At 61.8% G+C, this 12,157-nt stretch carries 9 protein-coding genes; 4 read left to right on the forward strand and 5 right to left on the reverse strand.

What is annotated here, in order from left to right:
• Positions 1-13: 13 nt before the first annotated feature.
• Genes rsmA through JMN22_RS18900 form a run of 4 tightly spaced genes read right to left on the reverse strand, consistent with a single transcriptional unit; the run spans position 14 to position 5,910 of the window.
• The gene (gene rsmA, locus JMN22_RS18885; RefSeq protein WP_030139226.1) at positions 14-832 is read right to left on the reverse strand and encodes a 16S rRNA (adenine(1518)-N(6)/adenine(1519)-N(6))-dimethyltransferase RsmA; all 819 of its coding nucleotides are present in this window, start codon (positions 830-832) and stop codon (positions 14-16) included.
• Positions 829-1,818: a 4-hydroxythreonine-4-phosphate dehydrogenase PdxA gene (gene pdxA / locus JMN22_RS18890; RefSeq protein WP_198797832.1), complete on the reverse strand. Its 990-nt coding sequence runs from the start codon at positions 1,816-1,818 to the stop codon at positions 829-831. The genes rsmA and pdxA overlap by 4 nt, the downstream gene beginning before the upstream one ends.
• The gene (gene surA, locus JMN22_RS18895) at positions 1,815-3,131 is read right to left on the reverse strand and encodes a peptidylprolyl isomerase SurA (protein WP_033864455.1); all 1,317 of its coding nucleotides are present in this window, start codon (positions 3,129-3,131) and stop codon (positions 1,815-1,817) included. Before surA ends, pdxA begins: the two co-directional genes overlap by 4 nt.
• Positions 3,112-5,910, reverse strand: coding sequence for an LPS-assembly protein LptD (locus JMN22_RS18900; RefSeq protein ID WP_198797831.1), 2,799 nt, complete (start codon positions 5,908-5,910; stop codon positions 3,112-3,114). The genes surA and JMN22_RS18900 overlap by 20 nt, the downstream gene beginning before the upstream one ends.
• A 130-nt stretch (positions 5,911-6,040) precedes the next feature.
• On the opposite strand from JMN22_RS18900, the gene JMN22_RS18905 reads away from it, so the two are divergent.
• Genes JMN22_RS18905 through JMN22_RS18915 form a run of 3 tightly spaced genes read left to right on the forward strand, consistent with a single transcriptional unit; the run spans position 6,041 to position 8,503 of the window.
• Positions 6,041-7,066, forward strand: a complete 1,026-nt coding sequence (locus JMN22_RS18905) for an aminoglycoside phosphotransferase family protein (RefSeq protein ID WP_030139222.1) — start codon at positions 6,041-6,043, stop codon at positions 7,064-7,066.
• Positions 7,063-7,734, forward strand: a complete 672-nt coding sequence (gene murU / locus JMN22_RS18910) for an N-acetylmuramate alpha-1-phosphate uridylyltransferase MurU (RefSeq protein WP_198797830.1) — start codon at positions 7,063-7,065, stop codon at positions 7,732-7,734. The genes JMN22_RS18905 and murU overlap by 4 nt, the downstream gene beginning before the upstream one ends.
• Before the next feature lies 1 nt (position 7,735).
• Entirely contained in the window at positions 7,736-8,503 is a 768-nt protein-coding gene (locus JMN22_RS18915; RefSeq protein ID WP_030139220.1) for a TerB family tellurite resistance protein, read from the forward strand.
• A gap of 165 nt (positions 8,504-8,668) precedes the next feature.
• Here JMN22_RS18915 and JMN22_RS18920 read toward each other — a convergent pair whose 3' ends face one another.
• Positions 8,669-9,658 carry an alpha/beta hydrolase family protein gene (locus tag JMN22_RS18920; protein WP_198797829.1) on the reverse strand — a complete coding sequence of 330 codons (990 nt, stop codon included), beginning with the start codon at positions 9,656-9,658 and terminating at the stop codon, positions 8,669-8,671.
• Positions 9,659-9,732: 74 nt separating this feature from the next.
• Here JMN22_RS18920 and JMN22_RS18925 point away from each other — a divergent pair, with 74 nt between their 5' ends.
• On the forward strand, positions 9,733-12,129 hold the full coding sequence (locus JMN22_RS18925) for a PAS domain-containing sensor histidine kinase (protein ID WP_198797828.1): 2,397 nt from the start codon (positions 9,733-9,735) through the stop codon (positions 12,127-12,129).
• Positions 12,130-12,157: the final 28 nt, after the last annotated feature.

Genomic DNA, 12,157 nt, shown 5'->3' on the forward strand with positions numbered 1-12,157 from the left:
CGGTCGTGGCCTGTTAGTTGGCAGCCGTCGTGGGCGTGACTTGTTCGCTGAGCTTGTCGGCCAGGCGCACGAAAGCCGCCAGGTCCAGCTGCTCGGGACGCAGGCTGCCATCGACGCCGGCGGCTTCGATTTCGGCGCTGCTGAGCAACAGCTTCAAGGTGTTGCGCAGGGTTTTGCGACGCTGGTTGAAGGCTTCGCGCACGACGCGTTCCAGCAAGCGATGATCCTTTGCCGGATGCGGCAGGACCGCGTGGGGGACAAGCCGGACGATGGCGGAGTCGACTTTCGGTGGTGGGTTGAACGCGCCAGGCCCCACGTTGAACAGGTGATCCACGCGGCAGTGGTACTGGACCATGATCGACAAACGCCCCCAATCGCCGCCGCCAGGACCGGCGGCGAGGCGCTCGACCACTTCCTTCTGCAGCATGAAGTGCATGTCGCGGATCAGACTGGCATTGTTCAGCAGGTGAAAAATCAGCGGCGTGGAGATGTTGTATGGCAGGTTGCCCACGACTCGAAGGCTGCCCGGCGCGGCGTTCAGGCTGTTGAAGTCGAATTTCAGCGCGTCGCCTTGGTGCAGGTTGAAGTTGCTCTTGCTGGCGAATTGCTGGTTAAGGATCGGGACAAGGTCCTTGTCCAGTTCCACCACGTCCAGTTGTGCGCCGCTGCCGAGCAAACCTTCGGTCAGGGCGCCTTGGCCCGGCCCGATCTCGAGCAGGCGATCATCCACCTTGGCATTGATGGAACGCAGGATGCGATCGATCACGCCGGCGTCATGCAGGAAATTCTGGCCGAAGCGCTTGCGCGCGCGGTGTTGGTATTGCTCGGTCATAAATGGGTCTCGGCCATCTGGTAGGCGGTTTCCAGTGCGACTTGCAGGCTGCCGGTGTCGATCCTGCCGCTGCCGGCCAGGTCCAGGGCAGTGCCGTGGTCCACCGAGGTACGGATGATGGGCAGGCCCAGGGTCACGTTGACCGCCGCGCCGAAGCCTTTGTACTTCAGCACGGGCAGGCCCTGGTCGTGGTACATCGCCAGCACCGCGTCGCAGTGCTCCAGATATTTGGGGGTAAACAGAGTGTCGGCCGGCAGCGGGCCACGCAAATCCATGCCCTCGCTGCGCAAGCGTTCCAATGTAGGTTCAATGATGTCGATTTCTTCGCGGCCCAGGTGTCCGCCTTCGCCGGCATGGGGGTTCAGCCCGCACACCAGGATACGAGGCTGGGCGATGCCGAATTTTTCCCGGAGGTCGGTGTGCAGTATCCGCGTGACCCGTTCCAGGCGTTGCGATGTTACGGCGTCGGCGACATCCTTCAGGGGCAGGTGAGTGGTGACCAGCGCCACGCGAAGGCCTCGGGTGGCGAGCATCATCACCACTTGCGCGGTCTGGGTCAGGTCGGCCAGGAACTCCGTGTGGCCGGAAAACGGTATGCCGGAGTCGTTGATCACGCCCTTGTGCACCGGCGCGGTGATCATGCCAGCGAAGGCTCCGTCCAGGCAGCCCTGGCCTGCGCGGGTCAGGGTTTCCAGGACGAACGCCGCGTTGGCGGTATCCAACTGTCCCGTCATGACCGGGGCGCCCAACGGGGTATCCCATACATACAGGCAGCCGGCAGGCGCCGGAGCATCCGGCCAGGCATCCGGCGTGACCGATAGCAGGTCGACCGCCACCCCCAACTGCGCAGCCCGCTCAATGAGCAGATCGCGGCTGGTAATGGCAATCAGGGGGTGCGGCTGGGCTTGCGAGGCGAGCAGCAGGCAGAGGTCGGGACCAATGCCGGCTGGTTCGCCGGGGGTCAGCGCGAAACGCTTGGGTTTCACTGCGCTGCCTGGTCTGCGCCAGGGAGTTTGATCTCGACGTAGGCTTCGTCGCGAATCTGACGCAGCCAGGTTTGCAACTCTTCGTCGTATTTGCGGTTACGCAATACCGTCATGGCCTGCTGCTCGCGCGCCTGGGTCGTGCTGTCGGTGGCGCGGCGGCCAAGGACTTCCAGCACGTGCCAGCCATAAGGGCTCTTGAACGGCTTGGACAGTTGGCCCTGCGGTGTTTCGGCCATGACCTGGCGGAACTCGGGAACCAGCGCATTCGGGTCGACCCAATTCAGGTCGCCACCGTTCAGGGCCGAACCCGGGTCTTCCGAGAAGCTCTTCGCCAGCTCGGCGAAGTCCTCGCCAGAAGTGATCCGTTCGTAAAGCTTCTCGGCCAAACGCTTGGTTTCGGCTTCGCTGCGGATTTCACTTGGCTTGATCAGGATGTGGCGAACATGTACTTCGTCGCGAACCTGGGTGCCGCCACCGCGTTTTTCCAACAGCTTCAGGATGATGAAACCGCCGGGTGTACGGGCTGGCTGGGTGATGTCACCCACGGCCATGGAACTGAGCTCGCGGTCGAACGGAGGGGGCAGCTGAGCGGCTTTGCGCCAGCCCATGTCGCCGCCTTCCAGCGCGTTCTCGCTGGCGGAACGCGCCACGGCCATCTGGCCAAAGTCAGCGCCTTGCTTGAGTTGCTGGTAAACGTCCGTCGCCTGGCGATACGCACTCTGGATCGCTTCGGAGTTGGCGCTTTCCGGAGTGGGGATCAGGATGTTTGCCAGGTGCAGCTCTTCGGACAGCTGCATTTTGCCCAGGTCGGAAGCGAGAAAGTTCTTCACTTCCTGCTCGGACACCTGGATGCGTTCGGCCACACGACGCTGACGTACACGGCTGATGACCATCTCGCGACGGATCTGGTCGCGGGCGTCGTCAAAAGACAGGCCGTCGCGAGCCAGGGCAGCGCGGAACTGGTCGATGGTCATGTTGTTACGCTGGGCAATGGTGCCGACAGCCTGGTTCAGCTCTTCATCGGTGATGCGGATGCCGGAACGTTCGCCAATCTGCAATTGCAGGTTTTCAACGATCAGGCGCTCAAGCACCTGCTGGTCCAGCACGCCCGGTGGCGGCAAGCCACCGCCACGCTTGGCAATGGTTTGCTGGACTTCATGGACGCGCTGGTCCAGTTGGCTTTGCATGACCACGTCGTTGTCGACGATGGCCACGACCTTGTCGATGGATTGCACCGCGGCGTTGGCCGCGGTACCCAGGAACAGCGCGCCCAGCATCAGCGGGCGCAGACAATCAGAAAGCTTGGTCTTCACGTTCACGATAACCTTGAATGCCTTTGTCGAGGAAACTCTCTACCTTGGCGCCGGTGAGGCCGCCGAGTCCCTTCAGAACAATTTGGAGGAAGACGCCGTGGTCGCCTTTTTCGTTTTCCGGGGCGGCTTGACTGAACTCTTCATAGTCGACCCAGTAACGGTTGATCAGGCGCAGTTTCCAGCAGCAGTTGTCGTATTCGAAACCACCAAAGGCTTCCAGGGTACGGTTGCGGTTGTAGTCATACTGCCAGCGGCTGATGGCGTTCCACTGCGGCACGATCGGCCAGATGACCGAGAAGTCGTGCTGCTTGATCTTGTAGTAGTCCTTCACGTAACCGGGTGTACCCGGGGTGCCGTAGTCGCCACCGCCCACTTGCCATTGACCTGTGGCCTCGTCGTAGCGGACCTGGTCGTTGCGATAGCGATAACCGGCGTTGATGACTTTGTTCGGGTTGTCTTCCGGCTGGTAGTGGAACATCGCACTGCCCGAACGAGGGCTGTGAGTATCCGGATCCCAGTTGTAGGTCGCCGTGGTGCGCCAATCGCGGTTCCAGCGATATTCGTATTCCAAGGCGTACGGGGAAACGTCGGACTTGGCGTCTTCGCGAGTCTTGAAGTCGATGCCAGGCAGTTGGACTTCGCGATCCTTGAAGTACAAGGCCTGGCCAACGCTGACGCGTTGACGCTCGAAACCGTTTTCTTCGATCCAGCGGCTGGTCACGCCCAGGGACAGCTTGTTCTCGTCGCCGACACGGTCGGAGCCAGTGAAGCGGTTATCCCGGAACAGCGAGGAATAGCTGAAGGTCGATTCGCTGGTATCGAACACCGGGATATCGCTCTGGTCCTTCTCTGGTACATAGAGATAGAACAGGCGGGGCTCCAGGGTCTGGCGGTAGTTGGTGCCGAACCATTGGGTGTCGCGGTCGAAATACAGGCCGCTGTCGATGCTGGCGATTGGAACGCCACGGCTCTGGCTACTGCTGTAGGTGCCGCGCAGGCGATCGGCTTCGGCGTTCTGCGCCGCGACCTGCGATTTGCCCCTGCTGTCCAGGTCCAGATCATATTGGGTGTACTGGTATTTGAGCGACGGCTTGATATAGCCGTAGCTTGCGGTCATCGGCAGGCTCATCACAGGGGCCAGGTTCAGGCGATCGCCGTTAGCCCTGGCCAAGCCGCGGATGTTGTTGTCGAGGAACGGCTCAGTATTTCCGTCTTCGTCGGTGTAGTTACCGGTCCGCAAATCACGATCAAACCGCACCAGCTCGGTCTTGTACGCGAAATCCAGACCATACGGATGTTCGGGCAGAGAGCCGTTGAAAGTGATCTGAGGCAGGCGATTATAAGGCGTGACCTTCGAAATCGTCGCCATCTGGTAAGCCTGGGCATTCAACCGCGCGGTGTAGTTGTCACCGCGATAGCTGACGGCACCTTGCTGGTTCACATAGTCCCGCGATTCCACGCCGATCTGGTCGGTCTGGAGATCCTGGAAGTAGTACGGATCGCTGATCTTGGTGTAGTCGACTTCCGTCAGCACGCGCGAATCGAGGCCGCCCTTGTGCTGCCAGTTGTACATGTAGCGGGTCTTGTCGTAGTCGGTCTGCCCGCTACGCTCATCGTCTTCATCGTTGAGGTACGCGGCGCCGAACTGACCTTCACTGGATTTGGTCAGGTAACGGAATTCGCCTTCCATCAACATTCCGCGCTTGCCCATGTAGCGTGGGTACAACGTGGCGTCGTAGTTTGGCGCCAGGTTGAAATAGTACGGGGTGACCAGCAGTAAGCCGGTATCGCTGCCGCTGCCAATGGTCGGCGGCAGGAAGCCGGACTGGCGACGGTCGTCGATCGGGAAATAGATGTACGGTGTGTACAGGACCGGAATGTCCTTGACCCGCAATGTCACGTTGGTTGCAGTACCGAAACCGGTGGCCGGGTTCAAGGTGATGTTGTTGCCCTTGAGTGTCCAGGCGTTGCTGCTCGGTTCGCACGTGGTGTACGTACCGTCCTTGAGGCGGATGATCGCGTTCTCGGCGCGCTTGGCATAAAGCGCATTACCGCGGATGCGCGACTTGTGCATCACGTATTCGGCGTTGTCGACCTTGGCTTCGCCGGTGTCCAGCTGCACATCGGCGTGGTCGCCGACAATCAGCGCACCGTTGTCGCGAACCCGTACGTTGCCATTCAGCTCGCCACGGTTCTCGGCCTGGTACAGGCTGGCCTCGTCGGCTTCGACCTGCATGCTGCCCTGGCGCATGACCACGTCACCGGCCAGGGTCGCTACCTGCTGCTCCTGCTCGTAGCGCGAGGCCTTGGCGCCCAGGAAGGTCGGGGCATCGCTTTTGGCCGTCTTGTCGTTCATGCCAGGACGCGTCGGTTCGATATACGCGCCAGCGCAGTAGGGACCGGTTTCAGCCAGTTGAGCGGGCGTGAGGTTCTCGCGCGGAACCCAGTCCAGGTGACTGTAGTCTGCACTGCGCGACTTCAGGCCACGGCCCTTGGCTTCGGTGACCAGCATCGGCTTTTCACCGGCTTCTTCGCCAGAACCGCTTTCGGCCGGGGCGCTGCCGCTATCGGCTACTGCGCTGCCTTCATGCACGGGGCGCGGCGGCAATGCAGCGGCCGGCGTCTTGGGTGAACAGTCCCAGGCACCCGAAGCGGAGACGGAGCAGTCATACTGCTGCGCCGCGACGACGAATGAAGAGGCCAAAGGTTGCAGGGCCAGCAGACTGCCGGTGACCAGCAACGGAAATTTTTTACGAAACGCGGGGGATTTCAATGCCATCTTATTAGTCCGGGCTTCCTGCGTGCCATCTGCCCGCGGTGTGGGCCGCACGCCTCTCGATGGTCTGAAAAAGATGCTGGATAATAAAGCATGACCCGCTTGACGGCTAGCGCCGTCGGAGACCCTTGCAATGCCTGACCAAGATGTACGCTTGCAACACCTGAAAGTTTGGCTCGATGAGCAACTACCGATCCTTTTCACCCAGCAAGGTTGGGGCGCCGTGCCCCCGGCCACATTGACCGCGGCCAGCAGCGACGCGAGTTTCCGGCGGTATTTCCGTTGGGAAGGCGCGGGCCGCAGCTTGATCGTGATGGACGCGCCGCCGCCACAGGAAAACTGCAAACCCTTCGTCGATATTGCTTTTTTGCTGGCGAAATCCGGCATCAACGTGCCAAAAATTTATGCTGAAGACCTCGAACGCGGTTTTCTTTTGCTCAACGATTTGGGCAACCGGACGTATCTGGACGTGATCGACGGCGAAAATGCCGACGATTTGTTCCGCGATGCCCTGCAAGCCTTGTTGGCGTTTCAGCAACTGCCGATGGTGGCGCCACTGCCCAGCTATGACGTTGCTTTGCTGCGTCGCGAACTGGAGCTGTTCCCGGAGTGGTACGTCAAGCGCGAGCTGGGCATCGAACTCGATGCGACCCAGCAACAACTTTGGCAGCAAGCGTCCGAGCTATTGATCAACAGTGCCCTGGCCCAACCGAAAGTACTGGTGCACCGCGACTACATGCCGCGCAACCTGATGCTCAGCGAGCCCAATCCAGGCGTGCTGGATTTCCAGGATGCGGTTTATGGCCCGGTGACCTACGACGTGACCTGTCTGTTCAAGGACGCCTTCCTCAGTTGGCCCGAGGAGCGTGTGCGTGGTTGGCTGGAAAATTACTGGCAAGAAGCCGGTGCCCTCGGCATTCCGGTCCAGCCGGATTTCGAGGATTTCCTGCGCGCCAGCGACTTGATGGGCGTACAGCGCCATCTGAAGGTGATCGGCATCTTCGCGCGTATCTGCCATCGCGACGGCAAGCCGAGATACCTGGGTGATGTACCGCGGTTCTTCGCATATATAGAAGCGGTCATCGCTCGTCGTCCTGAATTGGCGCCGCTTGATGAACTGCTTTGCAGCCTGCGGCAATCGGCCGGAGCGACCGCATGAAGGCGATGATCCTGGCGGCAGGCAAGGGCGAGCGCATGCGGCCCCTGACGCTGACCACGCCCAAGCCTTTGATCCGCGTCGCCGGCGTTCCCTTGATCGAGTATCACCTGCGCGCGCTGGTTGCCGCCGGCTTCAGCGAGGTGGTGATCAATCACGCCTGGCTCGGCCAACAGATCGAGGATTACCTGGGAGACGGCTCGCGGTTCGGCGTGCGCATTGCCTATTCGGCGGAAGGCGAGCCATTGGAAACCGGTGGCGGCATCTTCCGCGCGCTACCGCTGTTGGACGACGAAGCGTTCGTGGTGGTCAATGGCGACATCTGGACCGACTTCGATTTCGGCACCTTGCATCGGCCGCTCGACGGCATGGCCCATCTGGTGTTGGTGGACAATCCCGAGCATCACCCCGGCGGGGATTTCATCCTGGCCGACGGAAAGGTTCATGAAGGGGCGCCGACGGCCGACAAACTGACCTATAGCGGGATCGCAGTCCTGCACCCGCGGCTGTTCGACGGTTGCGTTGACGGCGCGTTCAAGCTTGCGCCGTTGCTGCGCCGGGCCATGGCCCTGGAACAGGTCAGCGGCGAACGCCTGGACGGGCATTGGATAGATGTCGGGACTCATGAACGCTTGGCGCAGGTTGAAACATTGATAGAAGCGAGCCGTTGATATGTGGTGGCCAGGGACTCTGATCGGAGCGGGAGCGGGCTTTGCCATAGCCAGCATCCCGGGGGCCATGCTCGGCGCACTGCTGGGACAGGCGCTGGATCGGCGCCTGGACCTGCACAGCTGGGCGCAAGTGCGTGAGCGCCTGGGCGGTCGTCCGGCGTTGCGCAATGATGAATTGTTGTTCGTGTTGCTCGGACGCCTGGCGAAAAGCGATGGGCGCGTCGTCGATGGGCATATCCAGCAGGCTCGCCAAGAGATGCGCGCGCTCGACTTGAGCGAGCCGGCGCAACGTCGCGCCATCGCGGCGTTCAACCGGGGCAAGTCCGAGCACGATCGCTTGCGCGGTTATCTGCGCCGCCTCGCCCTCCAGCCCCATGCGGCTGAAGGCGTGCTACGGGCTTGCTGGCGGATGGTGTGGGCCGATGGCCGTGCAGGTGCGAGTGAGCGCGAGTTGCTTGCCCAATGGGGCAAGTGGTTGGGCTGGACGCCGCAGCAGGTCCAGGCGCTGGCGATCGATTACGAACCGCAGAAACTGTCGCGACCCAACAGCGGCGTGACTTACCAGGAGGCGTTGCGGCTGCTGGGCGTTTCCGCCACCAGTGAGCCGTCACAGATAAAGCGGGCTTACCGTCGGCTGCTCAGCCGCCACCACCCGGACAAGATCGCCGGTAGCGGGGCGACGCCCTTGCAGGTGCGTGAAGCGACTGACAGGACCCGGGAGCTGCATAACGCCTATAGGCTGATTCGCGAACGGCGGGATTTCCGCTAGCCGAGCGTCGAGCAATTGTGGCGAGGGGATTTATCCCCGCTGGAGTGCGAAGCGCTCCCAAAACCATTCATCAGGGAATTTCTGACACCCGCATCGACAATTTGGGGCCGCTTCGCACCACGGCGGGGATAAATCCCTCGCCACAATAATGGTTCACTTGAAGCGTTAGTCCGTTTGTGGATTCAACCAACCCCGAACCCGCCGGAACAACTGTTCCTGCTCCGCCGTTGCGTTGGGCAACGCCTTGAGGGCGACCTGGCTGAAATTCGACCCCTTCAATCGCTTGCTCGCTTGCAGGCGTTCCAGGGCCGCGTTGCGATCCAATGGTTTGTCCATATAGAAAATGTCGGCGGTGGCCAGCTTCAGGGTGGGCGTCAGTTCGGCCAGGCCCGGCGTGGCGGTGACGGGCGTTTGGGCCGCGACCATCACGAAGCGTTCGATCTGCGCGGGCTGCTTTTCGCTGAGGTAGCGCGCCGCCCAATAGGCACCAGTGCCGTGGCCCAGCAGCACGATGCTGCGGGCGCTCTGCTGTTCGGCGTAGGCCAGCGCCGCATCGATGCGGGCAAAAATCCGTTCGGCGTCGGCCTTGGCATGTTCTTCACCGGTTTCGGCGATGGCGGGATCTGCCGCATCGGCTTCGCCCCCGGCCACTTGCTCGATGGGGGCGGCGGTGGTGGCGTCCGGCGCTGCGGCCGCTACGTCCGCCGGTTTGGTTTCGGGCGGTGTTTCCACGGTGCGGGGTGCGATGACGTCGCTTTGCAGGTCCGGCAGCGTGATACTCAGGCTGCCCCATTCGGCATCCGGCAACTTTTTGCGCAATGGGCCGATTGCTTGAGGCCAGTCAGCTGTTTCGCCTGCGCCGGGGATTATGATGACCGCGCCCTTGGGATCGCTGGTGTTGGCTGGCTTCCACAGCGCAAGAAAAGCATCGCTGCCGGTTTGTAGCTGTTGTTGTTCCTGGGACGGGACCTTTCGTGCAAGCGCCGCCGCTTCTTCCTGGCTACGCTCGAGCAAGGGTTGACGTTCGGCCGGCTTCTCTTCGGCGGGTTGTTCCGCAGCGGCGGGGGCTGGTTCGCCGGCGTGCACAGAAAATGCACTCGGCAGGATCAGCGACAGGCACAATGCTGGCAACGCCAGGCGATAAACAGAGGGCATCGGATATTCCATGACCAGAAGTATTTCCGGCAGCCTAATGGGTTGGTCAGTATTTGTCAGTGCGTGAGACTTCGATGATGCGTTTTTGCTGCCTGTGGGTTATCGGCTGTTTATGGCTTCCCTTGATGGCCTGGGCCGCGCCTGCGCCGCAGACCCATGACGTGCAACTCAATGGCGTCCAGCGCCAGTGGTTGGCGGAGCATCCGCAGCTACGGGTCGGCCTGGTGCTGCAGGCACCGTACGCGCAATACGACCGGCGCTTGCAGCGTTTGTCCGGTACCAACGTCGAGCTGATGCAGTGGTTGGGCAAGGCTTTGAACGTCGAACTGACCTGGCGCAACTTTCAGGACGTTGCGCAACTGGAAGAGGCGGTGCGTGATGGCAAGGTGGATGTCGCCCCAGGCCTGACCCAGACTCCGGTGGGGCTCAGGCTCTGGCAATTTTCCGACCCTTATATGCGTGTACCGCAACTGATCGTCGGCGCGCAGAAAGGCGCCGAAGGCGTGGAATTGGAGAAGCTCGACACTCAGAGCCGGGTTGCGGTGCGCATGCCCAGTGCCACGGCCGACTATCTGCGCAGCAACTATCCGGCGCTCAATTTGCAGGGTGTGCCGATGGAGCGTGAAGCCTTGCAGCTGTTGCTGACCCAGCAGGCCCGATACGCGGTGGTCGACGAGGCGCAGCTTGGACGGCTGATGGTCGAGCCCGAATTCGCCGAGCTGGCGGTGGTGGGCGACATCGGTTCGCCGCAATTGCTGCGGGTGGCCACTCGCCGGGACTGGCCGCAGTTGGCCGAGATCATCGACAGCGCCTTGCAGGCCATCCCGGCGAAGGATCTGGAGCAACTGCACAGCCGCTGGCTCAAGCCAAAATATCCGCGCCTGACCGAGACCCCGGGCTTCTGGCAGAACCTGACGCTGTTGCTGCTGGCGATGTTGCTCAGCAGCGTGGCCATCGTATTCTGGCAGCGCCGCCAGCAACGCTCGGTGGAGCGTCGCCTGCGTGCCGCACGGGAAGACATCGCCCAACGCACCGCCAGCGAAGAAGCCTTGCGCTTGACCCAGTTTTCCATCGACCAGAGCACCGTCGGCATCCTCTGGGTCAACTGGGACAGTCATGTGCGCTACGCCAACCGTGCTGCCGAAACCATGCTCGGCTACGCGCAGGGCGCGATCATCGACCGGCCGCTGATCGACTTCGAGCCGGGCCTGCACATGGACCGCTGGCTGAACCTGTGGAAGCGTGCCCGTGCCAGTGAGGAGGGGCCACAGAGTTTCGAGACCGAGTGTGTGCGAGCGGACGGGAGCATCCTGCCGGCCGACGTTTCCTTGAGCTTCCTGCGTTTTCGTGATGCCGAATACCTGGTGGTCTACCTCAACGATGTGACGGAACGTCGACGTGCGCTGGCGGCTCTGCGCGAAAGCGAGGCGCGCCTGCAGGGCATCGCCGCCAACGTTCCGGGAATGGTCTTTCGCCTGGAGCGGGCATCGGTGACCGGACAGATCGACTTTGCCTACATCAGTGAAGGCAGCGAAAGCCTGGTGGGTTATTCCCCGGCAACCCTGGCCCGTAGCGATACCGGGCTGCGCAGTCTGGTGCACCCCGAAGACAAGTCTGGCTATCACCGTTCCCAGGACCAGGCGCTGGACAGCGACAGCGATTGGTCTTGGCAGGGACGTATCCTGACCCGCGAAGGCCTGGAGCGCTGGGCCGAGATCAAGGCGATCACCCGTCGCCTCGAAGATGGCGCCTACGTCTGGGACGGTATCGTCTGGGACATCACCGAAAGCAAGCGCATCGAACTGGAGCTGGCCAGTTCCCGGGAACAATTGCGTGAACTGTCGGCGCACCTGGAAAGCGTACGGGAAGAGGAAAAGGCGCGGATCGCCCGGGAAGTCCATGATGAACTGGGTCAGATGCTGACGGTACTGAAGCTTGAAACTTCCATGTGTGAATTGGCCTACGCACAACTCGATCCGGGCCTGCAGGAACGGCTCAACAGCATGAAGCGCCTGATTGCCCAGCTGTTCCAGTTGGTACGCGACGTGGCGACGGCGCTGCGCCCGCCGATCCTGGACGCCGGTATCGCCTCGGCCATCGAATGGCAGGCCCGGCGTTTCGAGGCGCGTACGCAGATCCCTTGCCTGGTGCAAGTACCTGACAACCTGCCGCCCTTGAGCGACGCCAAGGCCATCGGCCTGTTTCGGATACTCCAGGAGGCGCTGACCAATGTGATGCGCCATGCCCAGGCGCATACCGTAGAGTTGACGCTGGTGCAGGAAGACGACCAGTTGTGTCTGGCAGTCAGCGATGACGGTGTAGGATTCATTACTGACGCGGGACGGCCAACATCCTTTGGCCTGGTTGGCATGCGTGAGCGCGTGTTGATCATGGGCGGGCAGTTGACCCTCGACAGTGAGCCGGGGGAGGGCACGACCTTGTCGGTGCGCGTGCCATTACATGAGGCTTGATGGGATACACAAAACCTGTGGGAGCGAG

Source organism: Pseudomonas sp. HB05 (assembly GCF_016756915.1).
In the GTDB taxonomy this organism is placed as follows: Bacteria; Pseudomonadota; Gammaproteobacteria; order Pseudomonadales; family Pseudomonadaceae; genus Aquipseudomonas; species Aquipseudomonas alvandae.

Coding starts and splice junctions, on each gene's coding strand:
- JMN22_RS18905 (WP_030139222.1), top strand. CDS start 6,041: ATGCCTGACCAAGATGTACGCTTGCAACACCTGAAAGTTTGGCTCGAT.
- JMN22_RS18900 (WP_198797831.1), bottom strand. CDS start 5,910: ATGGCATTGAAATCCCCCGCGTTTCGTAAAAAATTTCCGTTGCTGGTC.
- JMN22_RS18925 (WP_198797828.1), top strand. CDS start 9,733: ATGATGCGTTTTTGCTGCCTGTGGGTTATCGGCTGTTTATGGCTTCCC.
- rsmA (WP_030139226.1), bottom strand. CDS start 832: ATGACCGAGCAATACCAACACCGCGCGCGCAAGCGCTTCGGCCAGAAT.
- murU (WP_198797830.1), top strand. CDS start 7,063: ATGAAGGCGATGATCCTGGCGGCAGGCAAGGGCGAGCGCATGCGGCCC.
- JMN22_RS18920 (WP_198797829.1), bottom strand. CDS start 9,658: ATGCCCTCTGTTTATCGCCTGGCGTTGCCAGCATTGTGCCTGTCGCTG.
- JMN22_RS18915 (WP_030139220.1), top strand. CDS start 7,736: ATGTGGTGGCCAGGGACTCTGATCGGAGCGGGAGCGGGCTTTGCCATA.